Origin of the sequence: Mesorhizobium sp. M1142 (assembly GCF_040318565.1) — a bacterium.
GTDB lineage: Bacteria > Pseudomonadota > Alphaproteobacteria > Rhizobiales > Rhizobiaceae > Mesorhizobium.
Map to the genome: position 1 here is coordinate 240,117 of NZ_JAMYMK010000004.1, position 24,537 is coordinate 264,653.

Here is a 24,537-nt window from a genome sequence, read left to right on the forward strand (position 1 = left end):
CTTACCTACGCCCGCTCACCCGTCACCGTCAGGATACGTTTCTCCGCGCCATCCACGACGAGCGCGGTGAGATTTCCTGAGTGCCAGGCGAGGGTGTCGACATTGACGCGGTTGCCGGTGATCTCGGGTTTGGCCACCGGCGTATGGCCGTGCACCACGATCTTGGGATGAAGGCCGGTGTGGTCGTGGAAGACCTCGCGGATCCAGATCAGGTCCTGCGGGCTCTGGCTTTCCAGCGCAATGCCGGGCCGGATGCCGGCGTGACAGAAGAAGAAGTCGCCGAATGTCACTGAAAAGGCCAGCGAGCGCAGGAACTCGACATGGTTCTGCGGCACCGCCTCGACCAGCGCGGCGTGCCCTTGCCGCAAGGCCGCATCGGCGCGGCCAAACCAGTTGCTGCTGCCACCGAGCGACACGCCATAGGATAGCGCCGTCTGGATGCCGCCATAGCGCATGAACAGGCCGTCCGGATCGGGGACATCGAGAAAATCGAGGAAGCCGAGATCATGATTTCCGGCCAGCATCAGGTGACGCGGATCGCGTTTTTGCGCGTCGATCAGGAAATCGACGACGCCTTTGGAGTCCGGACCCCGGTCGACATAGTCGCCGAGATGGATAACGCGCCAATCGGTCGACGGCCTTTGTCCGAGCTCCGCCTCGATCCGCCGGTGCATGGCGGTCAGCAGGTCGAGCCGGCCGTGCACATCGCCGATCGCGTAAAGGCGCATGCCTTGCGGTCCGCGCGCCTCGTAGAAACTGATGCCGGGCTCCGTCAATGGCTGCGTCGCCTCCGTGATCATGCCGTCACGGGACTTTAGCGCCGGAGCTGATCCTTGCCCATGTCGGTGACCAGACGCTTTCCGCACAGTGCCAGCGTTATGTCCATCTCCTTGCGGATGATTTCCAGCGCCTTGGTAACCCCTTCCTTGCCGAGTGCGCCGAGGCCGTACAGGAAAGGCCGGCCGATATAGGTGCCCTTGGCGCCGAGGCACAATGCTTTGAGCACGTCCTGGCCGGAACGGATGCCGCCGTCCATGTGCACCTCGATCGCGTCGCCGACGGCGTCGGCGATCTCTTCCAGCGCCATGATCGATGACGAGGCGCCGTCGAGCTGGCGGCCGCCATGGTTGGAAACGATGATCGCGTCGGCGCCTGTCCTGGCCGCCATCAGCGCATCTTCCTTGTCGAGTATGCCTTTCAGGATCAGCTTGCCGCCCCAGCGCTCCTTGATCCAGGCGACGTCCTTCCACGACAGATGCGGATCGAACTGCTCCTTCGTCCACGACGACAGCGAGGCGAGGTCGCCGACGCCCTTGGCATGGCCGACGATGTTGCGGAAGCTCCGGCGCTTGGTCCCGGCCATGCCGACGCACCAGCGCGGCCTTGTCGCCATCTGCCAGATGTGCTTCGGCGTCATTCGCGGCGGCGCCGAAAGCCCGTTGCGGATATCCTTGTGGCGCTGACCGAGGATCTGCAGGTCGAGCGTCAGCACCAGTGCCGAACATTTCGCCGCTTTTGCGCGGTCGATCAAATCGAAGACGAAGTCCTTGTCGCGCAGCACATAGAGCTGGAACCAGAACGGCTTCCTGGTCACCGACGCGACATCCTCGATCGAGCAGATGCTCATTGTCGACAGCGTGAACGGCACACCGAATTCTTCCGCCGCCTGCGCCGCCAGCATCTCGCCGTCCGGGTGCTGCATGCCGGTCATGCCGGTCGGCGCCAGCGCCACCGGCATCGTCACTTTCTCGCCGATCATGGTCGATTCCAGCGAGCGGTTGTCCATGTCGACAAGCACGCGCTGGCGGAACTTGATCTTCTGGAAATCCTCTTCGTTGGCGCGGTAGGTGCTTTCGGTCCAGGCGCCGGAATCGGCGTAGTCGAAGAACATCTTCGGCACGCGGCGGCGCGCCAGGTCCTTGAGGTCGGCGATGGTGAGAATGCTGCTCATGGATCTTTTTCCGCTGGTTCTTCGCTGGTTCGCGTTGGATTTTCTGGGCGGGGCCTACGGCTGTTTTCTTGCCGCCTCACCGTCACCGGGCTCGGAGCGTTGCCTGAGCCTCAGCCGCGACACGCGCTGCCAGTCGCCGCTGCGCTCGGCCTCGGCCATCGATCGTTCGACGTAGGAGATGTGGTCCATCGCCGCCTGCCGCGCCGTAGCCGGATCGCCGGCCTTGACCGCCGCATAGATTGCCCGGTGTTGCGAAAGCAGCGCCTCGCGCGCGCCCGGCACGTTGAACACCAGCCGCCGGTTCTGGAACACGCCTTCCGACAGCAGCCGATAACAGGAGCGCAGCGTGTGCAGCAGGATAATATTGTGCGCGCATTCGCAGATCGCGTGATGGAACTCGATGTCGATTTCCGCCTCGTCGTCGAAATTGGCGGTCCGGTGCGCCTCGTCCATGCGCGCCATGATGCGGTCGAGCAGCGCCAGATCGTCAGATGTGGCACGCCGCGCCGCATATTCCGCAGCCACCGCCTCGATCTCGCGGCGGTACTCCAGATAGTCGGTCACCGCCTTGCGATGCATCGAGATCAGGTCGGTCACCGGCTTGGTGAACAGCTGGCCGATGACATCGGCGACATGCGTGCCGCCGCCTGGCCGTGTCGTCAACAGCCCGCGCCCTTCCAAGGCTTTCAAGGCATCGCGCAGGATCGGCCGCGACACCTCGAACTGGCGCGCCAGCTCGCGCTCACCCGGCAGCCGGTCGCCGGTGCGCAGTACGCCTTCGAGGATCAGGCTCTCGATCTGCTGCACCACCTCGTCGGCGGTGCGCGAATGCTCGATCCGGGAGAAAATGTCGCTCAAACGGGGTGCCTGGAGGTTGAACCGATGTGGCGCAAGATAAAGCCAGCGTCGCCAACTGGTCAAATTATTTATCCAATTCGCCGGCCGGACCCGTTCACTGCCGCGGCTTCATATCAGCGTAAGCTAAATTGGGCGTTTGCGTCCTCGGGCGATTGCCTCTAGAGCATTCCAGGAAAAGTGTGAAACGGTTTTCCGTCCGGAATTGCGCAGAATCAAAGAGATAGAGCGGTTCGGCGTTTCCGTGAACAAGAGAGACATCATCGCCAAAGGGCTCAGAGAAGCCCGGGGGACCAGCCGTGCCAGACGCCGACCCGTCCAACCTCGAATTCCAGCTGCGCGCCAAAGCCGTGGGCGGCACCGTCATGGGCTTTCCGGCGCATGAAGGTCGGCCCGGCGCGCTCGGCGAGGTCCACGCCCGGCCGCATCCGCTGGTCGAAAAGCCGCGCGTGCTGGTGCAGCTTTCCTTCATGACCGAAGCTGGATCCGGCGTCGATCAGGCCGTGCTTTCCGAATTGTCGCGACGCCTCGGCATCACCGCGCCCGACCCCCACGCCCGCCATCACGCGATGAAATGGGGCAAGGGCTCGCTGCGCTGGGAACGGCACACGGAGTTCTCGACCTACCTCTGGGAAGGACCGCTCGCCGAAAACGGCAGAGGGCAAGAGGACACACCCTTCGGCAACGGGTTTTCGCCGCCGGGCACGGTGATTTCCGGCATTAGGCTCGAAATCCGCAAATGGACGCCGGCGAACGAGAGGCTGATCGCCGGCTTCGACCCGACCAGCCTGTGCTACTCGCTGGTCGAGCGCGGCAACGCCGCCATCGTCACCGATTTCCGCCAGGACGGCGACGGCTTGACCCGCATGCTGGTGCTCGACCGCGGCCTGACCCCGGCGCGCACCGGGGCACTGTCACAGCGGCTGATCGACATCGAGACCTACCGCACGCTGGCCATGCTTGGGCTGCCGCTGGCGCTGACGCTGTCCGGTCGCGCCCGCCGCATCGAAGACAGGCTGGCTCAGACCACCTTGGAAATGAAGGTCGCTGAGACCCGCGACAGCCAGACGCTACTTGCCGACTTGACCGAACTGGCCGCCGAGCTGGAGGCCGATGCCGCTTCCAGCCTCTACCGCTTCGGCGCCAGCCGCGCCTATGACGGCATCGTTCGCGAACGGCTGGAAGCGCTCGATGAAGAGGCGGTGCCCGGCTACGACACCTGGGGCGGTTTTCTGCAGCGCCGCGTGGCGCCGGCGATGCGTACCTGCCGTTCGGTCGAGGAGCGCCAGGCCAACCTGTCGACGAAGCTCACCCGTGCCACCACACTGCTGCGCACCTGGGTCGACGTCGAGGTCGAGAAGCAGAACCGCGATCTTTTGGCATCGATGAACAATCGCGCCCGCCTGCAATTGCGGCTGCAGCAGACGGTGGAGGGGCTCTCGGTCGCCGCGGTTTCCTACTATGTCGTCGGCCTCATCGGCTACGTCGCCAAGGGCGCCTCGATCTTCGGCCATGCCTTCGCGCCGGAAATGGTCACCGCCGCCTCGGTGCCGCTCGCCGTCGTGCTCGTCTGGTGGGGCGTGCGCCGCGTCCGCCGCATGCACTCCGAACCAGGCAAGCAGCCGGGCGAGTAATGTGGGGCGCAGCGGCAGATTGCCGCTGCGGAAGGCGGTCTCGGCCATAGGCCTCTGATCCCGTCCAACGCGGCATTTGCAAGCGACCACTGTCGCTGGTAAAAGATTTTTACCAGTCGATCGAAGGAGGCTGTCGATGTCCGGCCTTGCCATGCCGAAACCAGACGACGCCACGATGCGCCGGCGCGACGAGATCGTCGCCGATGTGCGCATCATGGTGCCGGGCGAGGGCGTCGTCGACGCCGCCAATGCCATGCGCGCCTTCGAGAGCGACGGGCTCACCGCCTACCGGCAATTGCCGCTCGTCGTTGTACTGCCGCAAACCGTGGCCCAGGTCTCGCGCGTGCTGAAATATTGCAGCGAACGCAACATCCGCGTCGTGCCGCGCGGCTCCGGCACCTCGCTCTCCGGCGGTGCGCTGCCGCTCGAAGACGCGGTGCTGCTGGTGATGAGCCGCTTCAACCGCATCCTCGAGATCGATTTTCAGAACCGCGTCGTCGTCGCCCAGCCCGGCGTCACCAATCTCGGCATCACCACCGCCGTCGAGCAGGAGGGCTTCTACTACGCCCCCGATCCATCCTCCCAGATCGCCTGCTCGATCGGCGGCAATGTCGCGGAAAATTCCGGCGGTGTGCACTGCCTGAAATACGGTCTCACCGCCAACAATGTGCTCGGCATCGAGATGGTGCTGATGAATGGCGAGGTGGTGCGCCTCGGCGGCAGCCATCTCGACGCGGAAGGCTACGACCTGCTCGGCGTCATGACCGGCTCCGAAGGACTGCTCGGCGTCGTAACCGAGGTCACCGTACGCATCCTGAAGAAGCCGGAGACGGCGCGTGCCCTGCTGATCGGTTTCCCGACCAGCGAGCAGGCCGGCCAATGCGTTGCCGACATCATCGGCGCCGGCATCATTCCGGGCGGCATGGAGATGATGGACCGTCCGGCCATCCACGCCGCCGAGGATTTCGTCCAGGCCGGCTATCCGCTCGATGTCGAGGCGCTGCTGATCGTCGAGCTGGACGGGCCGGGTGTCGAGGTCGATCACCTGATCGGCCTGGTCGAAGCCATCGCCTACAGGAACGGCTCGACCACATGCCGCATTTCGCAGTCGGAACAGCAGCGGCTGAGCTTCTGGGCCGGCCGCAAGGCGGCGTTCCCGGCGGTCGGCCGCATCTTGCCCGACTATTATTGCATGGACGGCACCATCCCGCGCAAGGAACTGCCGCGCGTGCTCGCCGGCATGCGCGAGCTGTCGCAGAAATACGGGCTCGGCGTCGCCAATGTCTTCCACGCCGGCGACGGCAATCTGCACCCGCTCATCCTCTATGACGCCAACGTGCCGGGCGAACTCGACAAGGCGGAGAGTTTCGGCGCCGACATATTGCGGCTCTGCGTCAAGGTCGGTGGCGTGCTGACCGGAGAGCACGGGGTCGGCATCGAGAAGCGCGACCTGATGCCGGAAATGTTCAACCAGATCGACCTCGACCAGCAGATGCGCGTCAAATGCGCCTTCGACCCCAACCATCTTTTGAATCCCGGCAAGGTCTTCCCGCAATTGAGGCGATGCGCCGAGCTCGGGCGGATGCACGTGCATCGCGGCCAAGTGGCGTTTCCGGACATTCCGAGGTTTTGAGGGTATGTTGGCGCTTGGACACCCCCCTCTGTCCTGCCGGACATCTCCCCCGCAAGGGGGGAGATTGGCTGCTTCAACGTCCTGCTCGCCTTCAAGCGTTGATGGTTGGCGAAAGCCTAAGCGACATCCGATCTCCCCCCTTGCGGGGGAGATGTCCGGCAGGACAGAGGGGGGTGGGAAGGATCGCGGCCTCTCGTCATTTACGACTGGTGGTTCTGCCGCATGACCACCTTCACCCCGACCACATCAGCGGAAACCGTCTCCACCGTCGCTTGGGCAGCGGCGGAAGACTCGCCGCTCGAAATCCTCGGCCACGGCTCCAAGCGCGGCATCGGCCGGCCGCAGCAGAGCGAGCATACGCTCGATCTTTCCAAACTCTCCGGCGTCATGCTTTACGAGCCGGCCGAACTGGTGCTGTCGGGAAAAGCCGGCACGCCGTTGGCCGAAATCGAAAGCCTGCTTGCCGAAAACGGCCAGCAACTTGCCTTCGAACCGATGGATTACGGCCCGCTGCTCGGCGGTGAGCCAGCGCGAGGCACGATCGGCGGCGCACTCGCCGCGAACCTTTCCGGCCCGCGCCGGCTGAAGGCCGGTGCTGCGCGCGACCACATTCTCGGCATATCTGCCGTTTCCGGGCGCGGCGAGGCCTTCAAGTCGGGCGGCCGCGTCGTCAAGAACGTCACCGGCTACGATCTGTCCAAGCTGATGGCCAACAGCTGGGGCACGCTGGCGGTGCTCACGGACGTCACCTTCAAGGTGCTGCCTGCTGCCGAGACCGAAGTCACGCTTGCCATCCGCGGCCTGCTCGACGATCACGCCGCCGCCGCCATGGCGCTGGCGCTGGGTTCCAGCGCCGAAGTGTCGAGTGCTGCCCATCTTCCCGAACGGGTCGCAGCCAGGGTCGCCGGCGGCAGTCTCGGCAGCGATGCCGCGACGCTGCTGCGCATCGAGGGCTTCGGCCCGTCGGTCGCTTACCGCATTGCCGCGCTGAAAGACCTGCTGAAAAACGCTGGGCCGCTGCAGGAGATTTCCGGTTCGGTCTCGTACTCGGTCTGGCGCGGTGTCCGCGACTGCGCGCCGTTCGCCGATGGCAGCGAAAGGCCGGTGTGGCGCGTCTCGATGGCGCCGTCGCGGGGCCACCAGATGGTGCTGGCGCTGCGCATGCAGGCCCCGGTCGATGCCTTCTATGATTGGCAGGGCGGGCTGATCTGGCTCCGCATGCAGCAGGACGATCCCGAGGCTGGCCTGTTGCGCGGCCTGATCAGAAGACATGGCGGCGGCCATGCGACGCTGGTGCGCGCAACCCCTTCGCACCGCGCCGCCGTACCGGTGTTCGAACCGCAAGCGCCGCAACTGGCAGCACTGTCGGCGCGGCTGAAGGCCGGATTCGACCCGAAGAATATCCTCAATCCCGGCCGTATGGCGCCGGGCGCAAGCTCTGCTACTCTCGCGCCGGCAACCGAGGGAGGAGCACAATGAGCGATCCAGGCCAAAACGGTACGTCACGCCAGACCGACCGCTGGCTGGAGCCCGGCCCGACCAACGCGCTGGTCATCTACATCCTCTATCTCGCCGGCCTGGCCATCGGCGTCAGCGGCATTGTCGGCATCGTCCTGGCCTATATCAATCGCGGCAAGGCCGGCGGCTTCGTCGAAGGCCACTACACATTCCTGATCCGCACCTTCTGGATCGGCCTGCTCTATGCACTGATCTCGGCGCTGCTGATGATCGTGGTCATCGGTGTCGTGCTGATTTTCGCCGTTGCCGTCTGGTTCATCGCCCGCTGCATTCTCGGCCTGCAGGCGCTGCAGCGCGGCGAAGCGGTCAAGAACCCCGAAAGCTGGTTTCTAGGATTATGAGCGTGATCCCCAAAAGTGGGTACCGGTTTTGGGAAAAGATCATGCTCAAACGGTAAGGATTTGTTTACGTGCAGACCAATTTCTCAGCTGCCCAGCTCGCCGATCCGCATGTCGCGGAATCGGAGAAGATCCTGCGCAAATGCGTACATTGCGGCTTCTGCACCGCCACCTGCCCGACCTATGTGACGCTCGGCAACGAGCTGGATTCGCCGCGCGGCCGGATTTACCTGATCAAGGACATGCTGGAAAATGGCCGGCCGGCCGACAAGGAGATCGTCACCCATATCGACCGCTGCCTGTCCTGCCTCGCCTGCATGACCACCTGTCCGTCGGGCGTCAACTACATGCATCTGGTCGACCACGCCCGCGCCCACATCGAGGAGACCTACAAGCGTCCCCTGGCCGATCGTCTGACCCGCGCCATGCTGGCCTTCGTGCTGCCCTATCCCTCGCGTTTCCGCGCGGCGCTCAAGCTGGCGAAGCTCGGCCAGCCATTCGCCGGCCTGTTTGAGAAAATCCAGGCCTTGAGGCCTCTGGGCGCTATGCTCAAGCTCGCACCCGCGTCGGTCCCGGCAGTCTCGCCGATGGCCTCGCCGGGCGTCCATGCCGGGCAGGGCGCGAAGAAAAATGGCCGCGTCGCCATCCTCACCGGCTGCGCGCAATCCGTGCTCGATCCCGGCATCAACGACACGACGATTTCGCTGCTGACCCGGCTTGGCGTTGAGGTCGTGGTGCCCGAGGGCGAGGGCTGCTGCGGCGCGCTGGTGCATCACATGGGCCGCGAGGCGGCTGCCCTGGCGTCGGCCAGGCAGAATGTCGACGCCTGGACGCGCGCCATCGAGCAAGGCGGGCTCGATGCCATCGTCATCACCGCGTCAGGCTGTGGCACCACGATCAAGGATTATGGCTTCATGATGCGCCTCGATCCGGCCTATGCCGGCAAGGCGGCGCGCGTCTCGGCGCTGGCCAAGGACATCACCGAATACCTCGTGAGCCTCGACCTGCCCGAGCCGGTGCGCAAGCCGGGCACCGTCGTCGCCTATCACTCCGCCTGCTCGATGCAGCACGGCCAGAAGATCACCCGCCAGCCGAAGGAGCTTCTGGCCAAAGCCGGGTTCGTCGTGCGCGAGCCGCGCGAAGGGCATCTCTGCTGCGGTTCGGCCGGCACCTACAACATCCTGCAGCCCGGGATTTCGGCGACGCTGCGCGACCGCAAGGTCAGGAATATCGAGGCGACCGGCGCTGAAATCGTCGCCACCGGCAATATCGGCTGCATCACCCAGATCGCCTCTGCCGCGAAGCTGCCGGTGGTCCATACGATAAAGCTGCTCGACTGGGCCTATGGCGGGCCGAAGCCCGAAGGCGTTCGCGAAGAGAGGGCGGCTATCGCGGCCCAGTGATCCGCCAGTCGTCTACTCGGCCGCCAGTCTGTCCGCCGTGCCGTAGGTTGCCTGGTAGCGCGCGCGCTGGCGGCTGAGCGCCACCATGGTGTTGCGCAGCAGGATCGCCACGGTGATCGGGCCGACGCCGCCAGGCACCGGCGTGATCCACGACGCGACATGCCTAACGCTCTCGGCATCGACGTCGCCGACGATGCGGCTCTCGCCGTCTGGCCCGATCTCCGAATTGATGCCGATATCGATGACGGCCGCACCCGGCTTGACCATATCGGCCTTGATCAGCCGCGGCTTGCCCACGGCGACGAACAGCGCGTCGGCGCGGCGTGCGTGTGCCGCCACCGAGCGCGTCATGTGATGGCAGACCGTCACCGTCGCGCCTTCGCTCATCAAAAGGAAAGCGATCGGCTTGCCGACGATCTCGGAATGGCCGACGACCACCACTTCGAGCCCCTTCAGGTCGAGGCCGGTTTCCTTGAGCAGTTCGACCGAGGCAGCCGCCGTGCAGGGCGCCAGATCGAGCTGGTTGTAGACGATGTTGCCGATCGAGGCCGGATGCATGCCTTCGACGTCCTTGAGCGGATGCACCGCCGCCTGCAGCGTCTTGATCGGGATGTGCACCGGCACCGGTCGCTGGATGATGATGCCGGTGACGCGCGGGTCGGCGTTGAGGCCGTGGATCGCCGCTTCGAGTTCGCCGGCAGTGATGTCGGCGCGAAAGCGCCTTTCCTCGAAGCCGATGCCGGCAAGCCCCGCCTTGGCGCGCTGGTTGCGGACATAGACGTCGACCGCCGCCGTGTCGCCGACGGTGATCGACACCAGCTTGGGCGGAAAGCCTTCGGCGGTGGCGATCGCCGCGTCCTCGCGCACGCCGGCGATGATGCGTTGGGCAACCGGGCCGCCTCGGAGATAGCGGCTGTCGTCGGAGAGGGTCATCGAGATAGGGCCTTTGTCTGGAACTTAGCCGCCACATAGCAAAGCAACCGCGAACAGGCAGTGCGAAAAACGAACCGCCATGCCCGTCGCGCGACGTGCCGGCGAAATCTTCCCGTCAATTCTTGCTGGCGTTGGCGGAAACAAAAAGGGCAGCACGGCTTGCCGCGCTGCCCTTTCGTGACTGGCCGCATCCCCACACGGCCCGTCCCCCGTTATTCAATACTCCCGAGGCTTCTGAGCAGAATCATCGGTGAGGTCAACCGCAGATTACATCACTACAACCGTCGTGCCAACATTGACCCGCTCGTAAAGGTCGACCACGTCCTCGTTGCGCATGCGGATGCAGCCCGACGACACCGCGCCGCCGATCGTCCAGGGCTGATTGGTGCCGTGGATACGGTACTCGGTCGAGCCGAGATAGAGCGCGCGTGCGCCGAGCGGGTTTTCCATGCCGCCGGCGAGATAGGTCGGCAGATAACGGCCCTTGGCGGCCTCGCGGGCGATCATCACCGCCGGCGGCCGCCAGTCCGGCCAGACGCGCTTGTTGGTGATCTTGTGGGTGCCGGACCATTCGAAGCCCGGCTTGCCGGTGCCGACGCCATAACGCCGCGCCTTGCCGTTCTTCTCGACCAGATAGAGGAAATTCTCTCGCGTATCGATGACGATCGTGCCCGGCTTCTGCGGGCCGTCATAGGCGACTTCCTGCGGCAGATAGATCGGGTCGATCTGCGGCCGCATGATCATGCGCTTGGCCGGTGCCTGCACCGCTGCGGTGCGCAGCTGATCGGGTTCGGCCTGGCGCCGATAGCGCCGTTGCGGCTGCGCCTCTTGCCGGCTCTGCCGCACGGTGCCCGGGGCATGGCCGAGCTGCAGCACCCAGGGCGCCGAAAGGTCGGGACTGACCACCACCGGCGGCCTCTCGGCATAGCGGTCGTTGGCATTGGCGGCACCGGCGGCAAGCACGGCGGCGGCGCCGAACAGTGGGAACAAGAATGTCTTCATCGCAACGCACCTTGATCGTCGAACATGCCGGGGTGCAAAGCCTCCCCGATTTCGCCGACAATGAGCGCGAAGCGGCCACCGAAACATGAATCGGAATGCGTAAAATGCCGATCTGTCAGTAAAGCTTTTGGTGTGGTTACCGCCCGGTTCAGGAATCTGGTAAAGCCACGGTAAAGGCCGCGTCAAAACGCGTTAACGCCAGGACAAGAACGGAATTCCGCCATGGACGAAAAGACAGGTCTGCTTGCCGGTCCCGACGGCGTCGCCCGCTGCTTCTGGCACGGCAACCTGCCGGATTATCTGCACTACCACGACCACGAATGGGGCCGGCCGGTCGCCGACGACCGCCGGCTGTTCGAGAAGATCTGCCTCGAGGGTTTCCAGTCGGGCCTGTCCTGGCTGACCATATTGCGCAAGCGCGACAATTTTCGCGAGGCCTTCGCCGGCTTCGATGTCGACAAGATCGCCGCCTTCACCGACGCCGATGTCGAGCGCCTGCTCGGCAATGCCGGCATCATCCGCCATCGCGGCAAGATCGTGTCGACCATCAACAACGCCAAACGCGCCCGCGAGCTCATCGACGAGGCCGGCTCGCTGGCGGCATGGTTCTGGAAGTTCGAGCCAGGACCGGACGAGCGGCCCGAGATCGTCGATCTCGCCCATCTGCGCGCCAACCCGACGACGGCCGTCTCGGTCCGCATTTCGAAAGAACTGAAGAAGCGCGGCTGGAGCTTTGTCGGCCCGACCACCGTCTACGCCTTCATGCAGGCGATGGGGCTGGTCAACGACCATCTCGAGGGCTGCGTCTGCCGCGAGCCGGTCGAGGCGGAGCGGAAAGCCTTCAAGCGGCCGAAATAGCGGCTCAGGCGCCGCCGGCGCCGGCGAGGAAAAACCCGGCGAGGATGGCCGCCAGCGCGGCGAACACCGGATAGATCACCAGCAGGCCGGTCATCAGAACGTCGCGCATGGTCGGCCCGTTGCGCTGTTGCGCCGCGATCTCGAACGGTCCCGCGATTTGCTTCGTCGCCTTCGGCGCATGGCCATCGGCCGGCCGCAACCGGACCGAAGCGTCGCGTGCGCCGCTATCGATGATGTCGAACTTCTGTAGCGTGGCCATGGCCCGAACCCGTTGTTTCGGCGCGCTTATCGGCCCGGATTGTGTCGGCACGATGCCGCGCGCATGGCGTAATTGTTTCAGCTTCTTTTTCTTGCCTTCTCCCACAAGGGGGAAGGAGAAGCGCAAACCCTTGCCGCTCCCGGCTGCATCGGTTAGGACACCGGCGCCGTGGAAATCGGTTATTTAACCGATCCCCGAAGCGCCACGAAACACCGAGTACCCATCCCATGGCCGACAAATCCGAAAAGATGAAAGCGCGGCTGCCGCGCGGCTTTGTCGACCGCGGCGCCGACGACCTGCGCGCTGTCGAGAAGATGATGGCGACGATCCGCTCGGTCTTCGAGCTCTACGGTTTCGAGCCGGTCGACCAGCCGCTCATCGAATACACCGATGCGCTTGGAAAGTTCCTGCCCGACCAGGACCGGCCGAACGAGGGCGTGTTCTCGTTCCAGGACGACGACGACCAGTGGCTGTCGCTGCGCTACGACCTGACCGCGCCGATGGCGCGCTTCGTCGCCGAGAATTACGAGCGTCTGCCGAAACCCTATCGCAGCTATCGCTCCGGCTGGGTGTTTCGCAACGAGAAGCCCGGGCCCGGCCGCTTCCGCCAGTTCATGCAGTTCGATGCCGACACGGTCGGCACGCCGGGCGTCGCCGCCGACGCCGAGATGGCGATGATGATGGCCGACGTGATGGAGGCGCTCGGCATCAAGCGCGGCGATTACGTCATCCGCGTCAACGACCGAAAAGTGCTCGACGGCGTGCTGGAGGCCATCGGCCTCGGCGGCGACGAGAATGCGGGCCGCCGGCTGACCGTGCTGCGGGCCATCGACAAGCTGGACAAGCTTGGCGTCGCGGGCGTGCGCCTGCTTTTGGGCGCCGGGCGCAAGGACGAGAGCGGTGATTTCACCAAAGGCGCCGGGCTGGACAATGCGCAAATCGACGTTGTCATCAGCTATTTCACAGTCATGGCGCAGCATGATCCCGAAAAAATTATCCAGACACTGGGATCCATCAACCCCGGTGTCAGCAATCTTATCGAGGAAAGGAAACTCGAACATCTGGGCATCACGAACGCCTCGTTTGTTGAGGGTCTTGCAGAGTTGGAGCAGATAAGAACCATGGTCGCACAAAGCGGCTACGGTGAGGATCGCATCCGCATCGACCCCTCCGTCGTGCGTGGCCTCGAATATTACACCGGCCCGGTCTACGAGGCCGAGCTGCTGGCCGAGATCCCCAATGAGGACGGCCAGATCGTGCGCTTCGGTTCGGTTGGCGGCGGCGGCCGTTATGACGGTCTCGTCTCGCGCTTTCGCGGCGAGCCGGTGCCGGCGACAGGTTTTTCCATCGGCGTCTCACGGCTGATGACGGCGCTGAAGAACCTGGGCAAGCTCGATATTTCCGATGTCATCGCGCCGGTCGTCGTGCTCACCATGGACAAGGATACGGAAAGCCTCGGCCGCTACCAGAAGATGGTGGCCGAGCTGCGCGCCGCCGGCATCCGCTCGGAAATGTATCTCGGCGGCGCCGGCATGAAGGCGCAGCTGAAATACGCCGACCGCCGCGGCAGCCCCGTCGCTGTCATCCAGGGCGGCGACGAGCGCGCCAAGGGCGAGGTGCAGATCAAGGACCTGATTGAGGGCGCCCGCATGTCGGCCGAGATCGCCGATAACGCCGAATGGCGCGCCGCACGGCCGGCGCAGGTGACGGTGGCGGAGAGTGAGCTGGTTGCCGAAGTGAAGAAGATACTTGCGGCGCAGGCGGCTGACCGCGCGAAGGGTGGCGCGTGAACACCCCCCTCTGGCCTGCCGGCCATCTCCCCCGCAAGGGGGGAGATTGGATGTCGCGCCTGCTTTCGCCAATCTCCGGCGTTGGAGAAAAGGTGCCGGGGCCCAAGCTGCCGATCTCCCCCCTTGCGGGGGAGATGTCCGGCAGGACAGAGGGGGGTGCCTCGCGCCCAACCGATCAATGACCTCCCGCCCCGCCATCGCATCCGACATCGCGACGCTCTTCGCCGCGCGCAACACCCATGCGGTCGAAGTCGCCGTGCTTCAGCCGGCCGACCCGTTCCTCGACATGGCCGGCGAGGATTTGCGGCGTCGCATCTTTCTCACTGAGAGCGAGACCGGGCAGACGCTTTGCCTGCGGCCGGAATTCACCATTCCGGTCTGCCTCGACCACATTGCCAGCCAGGCCGGCACGCCGCGCCGCTATTCCTATCTCGGCGAGGTGTTTCGCCAGCGCCGCGAGGGCGGCAACGAATTCTTCCAGGCCGGTATCGAGGACCTCGGCGACCGCGACACGGCCGCCGCCGACGCCCGCTCGCTGGCCGATGCGCATGCGCTGCTCTCGCTGGTGCTGCCCGGCCGCGAGCTGGTGGTCACGCTCGGCGACCAGACCATTTTCGAGGCGGTGCTGGCAGCACTCGGCCTGCCGCGCGGCTGGCGCATGCGGCTGGCGCGCGCCTTCGGCTCGGCGGCGATGCTGGAGGCAGCCCTTGCCGACCTCGCCAATCCGCCGCGCAACAGCCAGCTCGCCGGCGCGGTCGCCGCCCTTGTCCTTGATGGCGATCTGGACGCTCTTTCGGCGCATATCGCCGGCGGCATGGAAGAGGCCGGCCTGTCGGCAACGGCCGGGCGTTCGCCCTCCGAAATCGCGCGGCGCCTGGTCGAGAAGGCCGAATTGCGCAGCGTGCGGCTGTCGAACGAGGCATTTGCGGCGCTGAAGGGGTTTCTGGCGATCGACGTGCCGCTCGACAGCGCCGCCGGAGCGCTCGAAAGCTTTGCCGCCGATGCCGGCCTTTCGCTGGGCGCCGCGCTGGAGAATTTTGCCGCCCGCGCCGCGGCCATCGAAAGCCTCGGCCTGCCGATGTCTGAAATCCGCTACGACGCTGCCTTCGGCCGCCCGCTCGATTACTACACGGGCCTGGTCTTCGAGATCGCGGCGCAAGGCGGCGACCGGCCGCTCGCCGGTGGTGGCCGCTACGACCGGCTGCTGACGCTGCTCGGCGCAAAAACGCCGATCCCCGGCGTCGGTTTTTCCGTCTGGCTCGACCGCATCGAGGCGCTCCGGGAGAAGGCGCCATGATCACGCTGGCGCTGCCGTCGAAGGGCCGGCTCAAGGAGCAGGCGCTGGAGGTGCTGGCCAAGGCCGGGCTTGCCGTCAGCCTGCCCGGCGATGAGCGCAAATACCGCGCCCGTATCGATGGCATGGACGGCGTCGAGATAGCGTTCCTGTCGGCCTCCGAGATCGCGGGCGAAATCGGCCAGGGCTCGGTCGATCTCGGCATCACCGGCGAGGATCTGCTGCGCGAAAACCTTGCCGATTGCGAGGCGCGCGCCGAAATCATCGCCCGCCTCGGTTTCGGCAATGCCGATGTCGTCGTCGCCGTGCCCGACATCTGGCTCGATGTCGACACGATGGCCGATCTCGACGACGTCGCCGCCGACTTCCGCCAGCGCCATGGCCGGCGGCTCAGGATCGCCACCAAATACTGGCGCCTGACCCAGCAGTTCTTTTCGCAAAAGCACGGCATCCAGGTCTATCGCATCGTCGAAAGCCTGGGCGCCACCGAAGGCGCGCCGGCGGCCGGATTGGCCGATATCGTCGTCGACATCACCACGTCAGGCTCGACGCTGCGCGCCAACCATCTCAAGGTGCTGGCCGACGGTCTCATCCTGCGCTCGCAGGCCTGTCTCGTCGCGTCGCGGAAGGCGCGCGCGGCGGCGGACGAGGCGATCTTGCGCGATATTGCGGCCAGGATGGCGTTGGTGAACTCGGGTTGACGATTGCGGAGCAGGCGCCGTCGGCCAAGATGCCAATCTCCCTCCTTGCGGGGGAGATGGCCGGCAGGCCAGAGGGGGGTGCTGTCCCGCCGACCTGTCAGCCAATCGGAGCCTCATCCGTTCCCGGTTGGGGGTGCTGAAGTCGAACTTGGCGATCCTTCACACCCCCCTCTGCCCTGCCGGGCATCTCCCCCGCAAGGGGGGAGATCGGATATCGCCTCGGCTTTCGCCAAGCCGCTGACGCCAAGCCGAAGCGATTTCCCTAAAGCACAGCAATTTTGTTCTTGCTTTGTGCCGGCAGCTATGCTACTAATCTCGCTATGGTGCCAATTGGCCCTGAAGACCCGCCCGCCGAGGCGGGTTTTTTGTTTTCGGCCCTGACAGGCGAGTTCCAGCGCAAGCCCCACCATCGACGGGATTTCCACCACCCCGCCGGGCTGATAGGCTCGGCTGGTCTGCGGAGGACACGGCGATGCCGATCAATCTCGACGAGTTGAAGAATGCCACCAGCCTGCGCGGCAAGCGCGATGGCGGCTCGTTCATTGCGCCGGTCGACGGCACGGCGCATGTCTCGGGCGAGCGCAGCGTGCCGCTGCTCAACCTGACGATCCCGGCGCTGTTTGCCGATACGGTCAGCAAATACGGCACGCTCGATGCCGCTGTCTTCGTCGAGCAGGACAAGCGCTTTACCTGGGAGGAACTCTCGGAGACCGTCGATGCGCTGGCCGCCGGCTTCCTGGCGCTCGGCCTCGAGAAAGGCGACCGCGTCGGCATCTGGTCGCCGAACCGCTGGGAATGGCTGGTGACGCAATTCGCCACTGCCCGCATCGGCCTGATCCTGGTCAACATCAACCCGGCCTACCGGCTGGTCGAGCTGGAATATGCCTTGAACAAGGTGGCTTGCCGAGCGCTCGTCACCGCCGCCAAGTTCAGGAGTTCCGACTATCTCGGCATGATCGAGACGCTGGCGCCGGAGATCGCCACGGCCACCCCCGGCAAGCTCGACGCCAGCAAGCTGCCGGCGTTGAAGATCGTCATCCGCATGGACGAGGAGAGTTCGCCGGGCATGTTCAATTTCGCCGATGTGCTGGCGATGGCCGGGCGCGACGAGCATGACCGGCTCGACCGCATTTCCGACGGGCTGAAACCGGACGACGCCATCAATATCCAGTTCACTTCTGGCACGACCGGCGCGCCGAAGGGCGCGACGCTGACCCACAACAACATCGTCAACAACGGCAATTTCGTCACCGCGGCGATCCGGCTTACCGTCGACGACCTGCTGTGCATCCCGGTGCCGCTCTACCACTGCTTCGGCATGTCGATGGGCACGATGGGCTGCGTCACCAAGGGCGCGACCATGGTTTTCCCGAGCGAGGGGTTCGATGCCGGCGCCACGCTGAAGGCGGTGGCAATGGAACGCTGCACCGCGCTTTACGGCGTGCCGACCATGTTCGTCGGCCTGCTCGACCACCCGGAGTTCGCCTCCTTCGATCTCACCAGCCTGCGTACCGGCATCATGGCCGGCTCGCCATGCCCGATCGAGGTGATGAAGAAGGTGGTGTCGCTGATGCATATGGCTGAGGTGACCATTGCCTACGGCATGACCGAGACCAGCCCGGTGTCGTTCCAGAGCAGCGTCGACGACCCCTTGGAAAAGCGCGTCTCGACCGTCGGCCGCGTCCATCCGCATGTCGAGGTCAAGGCCATCGACGCCGAAGGCGCCACCGTCGCGGTCGGCGCGCCGGGCGAGCTCTGCACGCGGGGCTATTCGGTGATGAAGGGCTATTGGGACGACGAGCAGAAGACCCGCGAGGCCATCGACGCGGAGGGCTGGATGCACACCGGCGACCTCGCCACCATCGACGCAGACGGCTATTGCAACATCGTCGGCCGGGTCAAGGACATGGTCATCCGCGGCGGCGAGAACGTCTATCCGCGCGAGGTCGAGGAATTCCTCTATCGCCACCCCAAGATCAAGGAGGTGCAGGTGTTCGGCATTCCCGACCCGAAATACGGCGAGGAGCTGTGCGCCTGGATCGTGCTGAAGCCCGGCCAGATCACCACCGAGCAGGAGATCAAGGCCTTCTGCGCCGGCCAGATCGCCCATTTCAAGATCCCGCGCTACATCCGCTTCCGCACCGAATTGCCGATGACGGTGACCGGCAAGCCGCAGAAATTCCTGATGCGCCAGGCGATGATCGACGAACTGGGATTGGTGACGCAGAAGACGGCTTGAGAAGGCTTGCGTCTACGCGTGACGGAGGCGTTGTTTGGACAACATATTGAGGGGGGTGTTCCATGCGGATTGGGTTAGGGGTGCTTTTCTTGGCAACGCAGCTGGCAGCCACCGCGGCGCTGGCGCAGACGGCGGCCGAGCGTGAGGCCTGCCAGGCAGATTACCAGAGATTGTGCAAAGGCGTGCTGCCGGGCGGTGGCCGCGTCGTCAAATGCCTGGCCGGTCACATGAGCGAGCTGACGCCCGAATGCACGAAGGTCGTCAAGGCCAACACGCCCGGCTAGCGTGTGAGCTTGCCTGCGGATGACATGATGTTTCGGACCAGGGGACAGGCGAGGTGTGCGGGGGCAGGAGGATTCTTGCGAAGAGGACCCCCACCCCTGACCCTCCCCACAAGGGGGAGGGGGACTTTCGGTGGCGCCGACCTTTGCAAATTGCCTGCGTTTCGTCGCCAAAAGGAAAGCAAGGGCGCGCGGCAGCGTTCCCTCCCCCTTGTGGGGAGGGTTAGGGTGGGGGTCCATTTTCGCAAGACTCCAAATGCGATTGCCCTTCCCCTTGAAGGGTGGGGTACGCTGCGATTGAGCTCGTCATGACCTGTCATATGCGATTCCTCTGGATGGTCGCGGTGCGCAACAGTGGTTGCAAATCGCCCTTCCACGGGATTCGCGGGAAGGCAAAACGGTGACAATGAGTGGTTTCGCAAGATCGGCGATTTCCTACGGCATGCCGTTGGCCGCGCTGGCGATGGCTGTCGCGGTCAGGGTCAGCGGGGTGTCGGTGGACGAAGGGTCGCTGGGCACCAGGATATTTATCGGCGCGCTGTCGAGCGCGATCATGTTCATCACCATTTTCGTGGTGCTCGACCACGCCGAGGCGGTGGCCCGGCGGGTAGGCGAGCCGTACGGCACGTTGGTGCTGACCATCGCCGTGACGGCAATCGAAGTGTCGATCATCGTTTCCATCATGCTGCACGGCGCGAACAACCCGACGCTTGCACGCGAATCCGTGTTCTCGACGGTGATGATCACCTCCACCGGTGTTGTCGGCATGTGCCTGACGTTTGGCGGCTGGCGCCATCGCAAGCAGGCAATCGTGCGCCAAGGCACAAGCGCCTATCTGGCGGTTCTGGTCGCGCTGAGCGTCATGACGCTCATTCTGCCGACCTACACGCGAACCACCGATCCCGGCACGTTCTCGGCGGCGCAGCTTGGCTTCGTCAGCGTGCTGTCAGTGCTGCTGTATGCCGGTTTTCTGTTCGCGCAGACTGTCCGCCACCGCGACGATTTCATCGACGCACAAGCACACGGCGCCACAGTGCGAACCGACGCTCACGAAAGCCTCGCCGCCGGCGCTATTCTCCTGCTGATCGGGCTGATCGGCATTGTCATGCTGGCCGAGCAAGTCGCGGCAAGCGTCGAAGATGCGCTCATTGCCTATGAGGTGCCGCAGGCCGACGCCATTGTCGGCGCGATGATCGCCGGGCTGGTGTTGATGCCGGAGGCGATTTCGGCGGTCCGTGCCGCACTCAGCAACGAACTGCAGCGCGGCCTGAACGTCGCCATGGGTTCGGCCTGCGCGACGATCGGCCTGACAATACCGGGCATAGCCGCCGCCAGCCTGCTCACCGGAAGAGGGCTGACCCTGGGGCTGCCGGCGACCGACACGGTGCTTTTGGTCCTGGCGCTTTTCATCTGCAATGTGAGCTTTAGCACGGAGAGAACGACGTTCCTGACCGGGCTGGTGCACCTTGTGGTGTTTTTTACCTGGGTGTTTTTGATATTTGTGCCGTGAGGGGTGGGAGGCGCAGATGGGCTAGACTAGTTTAGAAGCTCGAAGGCGAGGTCGCCCGAAATGCCGCCGAGCCGAGATGGGATAGCGGCGATCATGAAGGTCAGCGTGCCCTCACCTCCGGCGCCACCGCCGAAGAACGCCGCCTTGTAGATGGCGAAGCGGATCGTCCCTCTGTCGACGTGCAGCCCCGTCAATCAGGCTTGGTGCTATATTATTGCAGTGACCCTGCCCGACGCATCGAGGCGACAACTGACTTGCGCCTGCCGGACTTCGATGCCGTCTTCTCTTGCGTAGTCTATTCGCACCTCGATCGGCGCCGTGATTGCACCCCGACGTTGATGCAAGGCGCCTGCGCTTACCGCGTGGACACGGACGGCGCCCAGCGGCGTTGCAGCGGCCATGATCGCCGCGCGGCAGGTTCGCACGACCGCAATCGGCGTACCGGGTTTCGGTGTCAGTGGCCCCAGAGGTCCAAACGGATACCCCTTGGTGGAGTCACCCTCACCGGCTTTGGAAGGCCTGAGGACGGGTGGCAGGACGATGGATTGCCTGGCCGTCTTGGCAGAGGCAGGGGCCGTCGCTGCAGTCGAACTGTCGGGTGCGGTAGCCGCCTCGTTTTCGGCGGACGGATCGTCGCCCACACTGGCACTTGTGCTTGTGTCACCAACGTTGCCGCCGGCACCAACGCCTGCGTCGACTGACCCGTCATCTGCACCGACCGAAGTTCCAACATTTGCTCCGCCTACGCCGTCGACGCTCGTGCCCGCCCCGACAGATACGCCTTGCGAACCGGCGCTCACTCCAGCACCGACTCCGACACCGCCGGCGCTACCGCCCACGCCTGCTTCAAGTGCCGAGGCAGGCCCAATTGTAGTCCCGATCACCAACGCAGCTGCGACATACTTGTTCATAGTCGTCTCCCCTGCGGCTTTCGCTCACTAGTCTTCACTCGCGCGGCTCGAGCTTTTTGATGGCCGTGTTGGAAGCAATGCTGCGGGAAGAGGTATGGTTGCCAGCAGAGCAGTTTGCGGCGACTTTTGGACCTTCACTCTCTGTTTTTCCGGCAAGCCCGGTTTACGGGCTGGTTTGGCGCCCGAACGCGATAACCTACTTGCAAGTGCACTCGCGGGGGTACGTGTTTTCGGCGCGCGCTCCACAGCCGCAGTCCGACGCTTACCCTTGACAGTATCAATTGCCTCACGCGCCGCACTGAGGCTGCGGGCCAGGCCGATAGCCCTTTCACGCTCTTGGTCGAGCGCCGCACTCAATGCTACCGAATTCTGCTTTAAAGCATCGCGCTCCTGGCGAACAATATCGAGGTCACGTACAGCTGAATCTGCTCGTTCGCGTCCCCGTTCGAGTCTTTCTCGAACCTGCTTTAGAGCGGCCTCGGCCACCTGTCGGTCCCTTATGGCGGTGGCCTGCTCGACGGCTGCCAGATTTGCGCCTGTCTTAAGAGCATCGATAGTTTGGCGAGCCGTGGCAAGTTCTTGTTCCAGGAACTCAACCTTGTGCCGCTCGTCATCAAGCGCTCGCTTCGCAGCAAGCTGGGAGGCTTCCATAGAGGGGTGCGCGCCAAGCGCGGCAGCCTTCTCGCTGTTCCAGAGACTGGCTTCAGCCCTGTAGCTTTCGATAACGCGCTGCGCCGTCTCCAGATCGAGCGCGAGCGCTTCGTCTGTTCGCTGCTGCTCTTTTAGGGCTTGTGCTTGCTGAGCCACCGTGTCTGCCAGCACGTGTGCTTGGGCGCTTAGCTCACGTATGCTGCGCTGCATGACGAGTAGCTCCGCTCGTGCTGCGGCCAATTCGCGGCGTAAAGCCACTTCATGCTCGCCCAGGCGCGTTTGCGCACCCTCCTTGAGTGCCTGTGTTTCGCTGAGCACCAGCTCTCTAGATAGACAGGATCCGAGCGCGCTCGGTTGTGGCTTGCACGGTTCTTTGTCGACCTTGGTATGTTCGGAAACCACGACCGACGAGCTGTCGTTAGCTATGGCAACCGCTGGCGCTTCGGGCGCCAACTGACCATTTGCCGGAGATGCCAACAGTAGAACGAGGCATAACGGAATGAGGGACGGCGCGCCGTTACGCCCCCTGCCGCTTATCTGGTGAGGTAAAATCAAGGGCCGTCGTTTAATAAAGGTGAAGTCAGAGCGGAGACATTTTGACCTGGTACTCTGCACATGATTCATCACTGAACCTCACCGATCGCAGCCCTCACCGCTATTGTATTCTCCACTTACTGCACGCCGCGGCGCCGTGGATGCCGCACCAAAAAGATCAATGCTAGTGAAGCACCCTCGGCAACGCCAAAGCACGGAATTGCGCGCAAAGGCTGTTTCCTAATTTCCTTAGTTGTCATCATTCGAACAAACGGAACTTTCGGCTTTTTGGGATGACCATCTTCTCTACCCAACGGCTGTGATGCGGCGCAAAGCAGCCATTCAGGCTGCGAAGGTCGACTTCGGGTCACACCAGACTTTCCGTTTCACGGTACGGCGCATCTCGCCCTCCAATGCCGCCGCCTCCGACCGACGAATATTTGTTGCCAGTTCCACACCTCGTCGTGCTGGATCTTGTCGCGACGCCAAGCACCGTCCATGACTGCCGCACCGTTCGCAGATCTCTGCCGCCAGCGGAACCGACCGCCATCCAACCGGTTAATCGGCATGAAGCTTCCACCAACCCCAAGGGCCCACCATGAGCATTCTGCAAACCACGAAGAAAGCCGTCGAGCAGGTCACTGGTATCGCCAGACCGGACAGGCGAGAGGTTGCCGACCTCCTGAGGCCGCGCAAACCAAACGCGTTTCGGTTCAGCGATGATGGCCTGGTGCCCAACCATCCGTTCTGGCCGCTTGTCGTCTATCGCGGCGCTGTGAAGCTGCCCGAAGACTTCGATCCGGCGGCCGTCATGGAGGCGCTTTTCGAAGCAAATGGCTGGGGCGATAGCTGGCGCAACGGCATCTACGGTTACGTCCACTACCATTCGCGCATCCACGAGGTGCTGGGCGTTGCGCGCGGCACGGCCAAGGTCCGCTTTGGCGGCAGCAAGGGGCGAACGCTGTCGCTGAAGGCCGGCGACGTCGCGGTGCTTCCGGCCGGCACCGGGCACCAGCGTCTTTCCGCATCCGACGATTTTCTGGTCGTCGGCGCCTATCCTCCATCCGGCACCTATGACCTGTGTACGACCGCTGCCGATCATGACAGGGCGGTCGTCACGATCCCCAGGGTCGGCCGGCCGCGCAAGGACCCTGTCTACGGAAGCAAAGGCCCGTTGCTCGCAGCCTGGGAAAAAGGTTGAAGTCGTCCCTTTCGAAGGGGGCCTGCGGGTCCGCTTCGGGCTAACCGGATCCAACATCCGCCGCTCTACGCCGCCAGCACCGCCGCATCCAGCCCGCGGATGATCTTGGCCAGTTCGACGCATTCGTCGTGGCGCACCTTGTTGCGCCGCCAAGCGAGGCAGATCGTGCGCTGCGGCATCGGCTCCTGGAACGGCACGATCTTCAGGTCGCGCATGGCGCTCGCCGGCCCTGCCGCCATTTCCGGGATGAGCGTGACGCCGAGCCCGTGCGCCACCATCTGTAAGAGCGTCGTCAGGCTGGTCGCGCCGTAGCTTGCCATCGCCACCGGCCGCACGCTGCCGCAGACGGCGAGCGCCTGTTCGCGCAGGCAATGGCCTTCCTCCAGCAGCATCAGCCTTTCCAGCGCGGGGCTTTCCGGCGGCACCGGCGGTGAGGCGAAGGCGGGGTCGCCGGCCGGCACGGCAAGGAAGAACCGGTCCGAGAAAAGTTCTTCGGTGACCAGGCCCGGGTAATCGATGGGCAGTGCCGCGACGAAGGCGTCGAGCTTTCCCGAGCTGGTGTCGTCGACCAGCGACGCGGTAACCGCCTCGCGCAGTTCCAGCTGTAAGGCCGGGAAATGCCGTTTCAGCTCCGGCAGCACATGCGGCAGCAGATAGGGCGCCACCGTCGGGATGATGCCGAGCCGGAAGCGGCCTTCCAGCGCCGGGCGGCCGCGCCGGGCCGTCGCCTCGATGTCGCGGACGTCGGCAAGGATGCGCTCGATGCGCGGCAGCAAGCCCTGCGCCTCGTCCGTCATCCGCACCGCCTTGCCGCCGCGCTCGAACAGACGACAATTGAGCCGCAGCTCCATCTCGGCGATCTGCGAAGACAGCGCCGGCTGGCTGACGCCAGCGAGCTTGGCGGCGCGGCCGAAATGCAGCGTCTGCGCCAGCGCCTCGAAATAATGCATCTGCCGGACGGTCAAACCGATCATAAGAAAAACCTATCAGAATAAACAGCAAAGGCAATTTGTGTTTATCGGCCGGGCAGGCTAGTCTGGA

The 24,537-nt window shown here is 64.4% G+C and carries 22 protein-coding genes; 13 read left to right on the forward strand and 9 right to left on the reverse strand.

Features of this window, described 5'->3' with window-relative positions:
• Positions 1-5 precede the first annotated feature (5 nt).
• From NKH42_RS09605 to NKH42_RS09615, 3 genes are read right to left on the reverse strand one after another with little or no spacing between them, the layout of a single operon-like run.
• The gene (locus NKH42_RS09605; protein WP_352751547.1) at positions 6-776 is read right to left on the reverse strand and encodes a metallophosphoesterase; all 771 of its coding nucleotides are present in this window, start codon (positions 774-776) and stop codon (positions 6-8) included.
• Positions 777-814: 38 nt separating this feature from the next.
• Positions 815-1,951: an alpha-hydroxy acid oxidase gene (locus NKH42_RS09610; protein ID WP_352541778.1), complete on the reverse strand. Its 1,137-nt coding sequence runs from the start codon at positions 1,949-1,951 to the stop codon at positions 815-817.
• Between the two features lie 54 nt (positions 1,952-2,005).
• Positions 2,006-2,809, reverse strand: a complete 804-nt coding sequence (locus tag NKH42_RS09615; RefSeq protein ID WP_352751549.1) for a FadR/GntR family transcriptional regulator — start codon at positions 2,807-2,809, stop codon at positions 2,006-2,008.
• Between the two features lie 296 nt (positions 2,810-3,105).
• Here NKH42_RS09615 and NKH42_RS09620 point away from each other — a divergent pair, with 296 nt between their 5' ends.
• From NKH42_RS09620 to glcF, 5 genes are all read left to right on the forward strand, one after another.
• A complete protein-coding gene (locus tag NKH42_RS09620; protein WP_352974051.1) occupies positions 3,106-4,440 on the forward strand; it encodes a DUF3422 family protein in 1,335 nt (444 codons plus the stop codon).
• A 136-nt stretch (positions 4,441-4,576) separates the two neighbouring features.
• Positions 4,577-6,073 carry an FAD-linked oxidase C-terminal domain-containing protein gene (locus NKH42_RS09625; RefSeq protein ID WP_352506897.1) on the forward strand — a complete coding sequence of 499 codons (1,497 nt, stop codon included), beginning with the start codon at positions 4,577-4,579 and terminating at the stop codon, positions 6,071-6,073.
• A gap of 222 nt (positions 6,074-6,295) precedes the next feature.
• Entirely contained in the window at positions 6,296-7,552 is a 1,257-nt protein-coding gene (locus tag NKH42_RS09630) for an FAD-binding protein (protein ID WP_352506896.1), read from the forward strand.
• Positions 7,549-7,932 carry a DUF4870 family protein gene (locus tag NKH42_RS09635; protein ID WP_352506895.1) on the forward strand — a complete coding sequence of 128 codons (384 nt, stop codon included), beginning with the start codon at positions 7,549-7,551 and terminating at the stop codon, positions 7,930-7,932. The genes NKH42_RS09630 and NKH42_RS09635 overlap by 4 nt, the downstream gene beginning before the upstream one ends.
• Before the next feature lie 68 nt (positions 7,933-8,000).
• On the forward strand, positions 8,001-9,332 hold the full coding sequence (gene glcF / locus NKH42_RS09640) for a glycolate oxidase subunit GlcF (protein ID WP_352506894.1): 1,332 nt from the start codon (positions 8,001-8,003) through the stop codon (positions 9,330-9,332).
• Between the two features lie 12 nt (positions 9,333-9,344).
• Here the strand turns inward: glcF and NKH42_RS09645 are convergent, their stop codons facing one another.
• Together NKH42_RS09645 and NKH42_RS09650 are read right to left on the reverse strand one after the other, a co-directional pair.
• Positions 9,345-10,265, reverse strand: coding sequence for a bifunctional 5,10-methylenetetrahydrofolate dehydrogenase/5,10-methenyltetrahydrofolate cyclohydrolase (locus tag NKH42_RS09645; RefSeq protein WP_352506893.1), 921 nt, complete (start codon positions 10,263-10,265; stop codon positions 9,345-9,347).
• A gap of 267 nt (positions 10,266-10,532) precedes the next feature.
• Entirely contained in the window at positions 10,533-11,267 is a 735-nt protein-coding gene (locus tag NKH42_RS09650; RefSeq protein ID WP_352506892.1) for a L,D-transpeptidase, read from the reverse strand.
• Positions 11,268-11,489: 222 nt separating this feature from the next.
• On the opposite strand from NKH42_RS09650, the gene NKH42_RS09655 reads away from it, so the two are divergent.
• Complete coding sequence (locus NKH42_RS09655) at positions 11,490-12,125, forward strand: DNA-3-methyladenine glycosylase I (RefSeq protein WP_352506891.1); 636 nt, start codon at positions 11,490-11,492, stop codon at positions 12,123-12,125.
• A 4-nt stretch (positions 12,126-12,129) separates the two neighbouring features.
• Here the strand turns inward: NKH42_RS09655 and NKH42_RS09660 are convergent, their stop codons facing one another.
• Positions 12,130-12,384 (reverse strand): hypothetical protein, encoded by a 255-nt coding sequence (locus tag NKH42_RS09660; protein WP_352506890.1) that lies wholly within the window; start codon positions 12,382-12,384, stop codon positions 12,130-12,132.
• Positions 12,385-12,611: 227 nt separating this feature from the next.
• Here NKH42_RS09660 and hisS point away from each other — a divergent pair, with 227 nt between their 5' ends.
• The 6 genes from hisS (at position 12,612) to NKH42_RS09690 (ending at position 20,199) form a co-directional block, all read left to right on the forward strand.
• Positions 12,612-14,174 (forward strand): histidine--tRNA ligase, encoded by a 1,563-nt coding sequence (gene hisS / locus NKH42_RS09665; protein ID WP_352751554.1) that lies wholly within the window; start codon positions 12,612-12,614, stop codon positions 14,172-14,174.
• Between the two features lie 178 nt (positions 14,175-14,352).
• Positions 14,353-15,471 (forward strand): ATP phosphoribosyltransferase regulatory subunit, encoded by a 1,119-nt coding sequence (locus tag NKH42_RS09670; RefSeq protein ID WP_352751556.1) that lies wholly within the window; start codon positions 14,353-14,355, stop codon positions 15,469-15,471.
• Positions 15,468-16,169, forward strand: a complete 702-nt coding sequence (gene hisG / locus NKH42_RS09675; RefSeq protein ID WP_352751558.1) for an ATP phosphoribosyltransferase — start codon at positions 15,468-15,470, stop codon at positions 16,167-16,169. Before NKH42_RS09670 ends, hisG begins: the two co-directional genes overlap by 4 nt.
• A 472-nt stretch (positions 16,170-16,641) precedes the next feature.
• Complete coding sequence (locus NKH42_RS09680; protein ID WP_352751559.1) at positions 16,642-18,408, forward strand: AMP-binding protein; 1,767 nt, start codon at positions 16,642-16,644, stop codon at positions 18,406-18,408.
• 80 nt (positions 18,409-18,488) lie between these two features.
• The gene (locus NKH42_RS09685; RefSeq protein ID WP_352688493.1) at positions 18,489-18,692 is read left to right on the forward strand and encodes a cysteine rich repeat-containing protein; all 204 of its coding nucleotides are present in this window, start codon (positions 18,489-18,491) and stop codon (positions 18,690-18,692) included.
• A 403-nt stretch (positions 18,693-19,095) separates the two neighbouring features.
• The gene (locus NKH42_RS09690; protein ID WP_352688495.1) at positions 19,096-20,199 is read left to right on the forward strand and encodes a calcium:cation antiporter; all 1,104 of its coding nucleotides are present in this window, start codon (positions 19,096-19,098) and stop codon (positions 20,197-20,199) included.
• Between the two features lie 26 nt (positions 20,200-20,225).
• Here NKH42_RS09690 and NKH42_RS09695 read toward each other — a convergent pair whose 3' ends face one another.
• Together NKH42_RS09695 and NKH42_RS09705 are read right to left on the reverse strand one after the other, a co-directional pair.
• Complete coding sequence (locus NKH42_RS09695) at positions 20,226-20,393, reverse strand: hypothetical protein (protein ID WP_352506916.1); 168 nt, start codon at positions 20,391-20,393, stop codon at positions 20,226-20,228.
• Between the two features lie 744 nt (positions 20,394-21,137).
• Positions 21,138-22,238 (reverse strand): coiled-coil domain-containing protein, encoded by a 1,101-nt coding sequence (locus NKH42_RS09705; protein ID WP_352751561.1) that lies wholly within the window; start codon positions 22,236-22,238, stop codon positions 21,138-21,140.
• Positions 22,239-22,893: 655 nt separating this feature from the next.
• Here NKH42_RS09705 and NKH42_RS09710 point away from each other — a divergent pair.
• Positions 22,894-23,496, forward strand: a complete 603-nt coding sequence (locus tag NKH42_RS09710) for a cupin domain-containing protein (protein ID WP_352688499.1) — start codon at positions 22,894-22,896, stop codon at positions 23,494-23,496.
• Between the two features lie 65 nt (positions 23,497-23,561).
• On the opposite strand, the gene NKH42_RS09715 is transcribed toward NKH42_RS09710, so the two are convergent.
• Positions 23,562-24,470, reverse strand: a complete 909-nt coding sequence (locus tag NKH42_RS09715) for a hydrogen peroxide-inducible genes activator (protein WP_352506880.1) — start codon at positions 24,468-24,470, stop codon at positions 23,562-23,564.
• Between the last annotated feature and the right edge of the window lie 67 nt (positions 24,471-24,537).

What these genes read in the sequence shown, in the direction of transcription:
- NKH42_RS09680 (WP_352751559.1), top strand. Translation starts at nt 16,642, where the DNA reads ATGCCGATCAATCTCGACGAGTTGAAGAATGCCACCAGCCTGCGCGGC.
- NKH42_RS09670 (WP_352751556.1), top strand. Translation starts at nt 14,353, where the DNA reads ATGACCTCCCGCCCCGCCATCGCATCCGACATCGCGACGCTCTTCGCC.
- NKH42_RS09625 (WP_352506897.1), top strand. Translation starts at nt 4,577, where the DNA reads ATGTCCGGCCTTGCCATGCCGAAACCAGACGACGCCACGATGCGCCGG.
- NKH42_RS09655 (WP_352506891.1), top strand. Translation starts at nt 11,490, where the DNA reads ATGGACGAAAAGACAGGTCTGCTTGCCGGTCCCGACGGCGTCGCCCGC.
- NKH42_RS09710 (WP_352688499.1), top strand. Translation starts at nt 22,894, where the DNA reads ATGAGCATTCTGCAAACCACGAAGAAAGCCGTCGAGCAGGTCACTGGT.
- NKH42_RS09650 (WP_352506892.1), bottom strand. Translation starts at nt 11,267, where the DNA reads ATGAAGACATTCTTGTTCCCACTGTTCGGCGCCGCCGCCGTGCTTGCC.
- NKH42_RS09630 (WP_352506896.1), top strand. Translation starts at nt 6,296, where the DNA reads ATGACCACCTTCACCCCGACCACATCAGCGGAAACCGTCTCCACCGTC.
- hisS (WP_352751554.1), top strand. Translation starts at nt 12,612, where the DNA reads ATGGCCGACAAATCCGAAAAGATGAAAGCGCGGCTGCCGCGCGGCTTT.
- hisG (WP_352751558.1), top strand. Translation starts at nt 15,468, where the DNA reads ATGATCACGCTGGCGCTGCCGTCGAAGGGCCGGCTCAAGGAGCAGGCG.
- NKH42_RS09715 (WP_352506880.1), bottom strand. Translation starts at nt 24,470, where the DNA reads ATGATCGGTTTGACCGTCCGGCAGATGCATTATTTCGAGGCGCTGGCG.
- NKH42_RS09610 (WP_352541778.1), bottom strand. Translation starts at nt 1,951, where the DNA reads ATGAGCAGCATTCTCACCATCGCCGACCTCAAGGACCTGGCGCGCCGC.
- NKH42_RS09660 (WP_352506890.1), bottom strand. Translation starts at nt 12,384, where the DNA reads ATGGCCACGCTACAGAAGTTCGACATCATCGATAGCGGCGCACGCGAC.
- NKH42_RS09645 (WP_352506893.1), bottom strand. Translation starts at nt 10,265, where the DNA reads ATGACCCTCTCCGACGACAGCCGCTATCTCCGAGGCGGCCCGGTTGCC.
- NKH42_RS09635 (WP_352506895.1), top strand. Translation starts at nt 7,549, where the DNA reads ATGAGCGATCCAGGCCAAAACGGTACGTCACGCCAGACCGACCGCTGG.
- NKH42_RS09690 (WP_352688495.1), top strand. Translation starts at nt 19,096, where the DNA reads ATGAGTGGTTTCGCAAGATCGGCGATTTCCTACGGCATGCCGTTGGCC.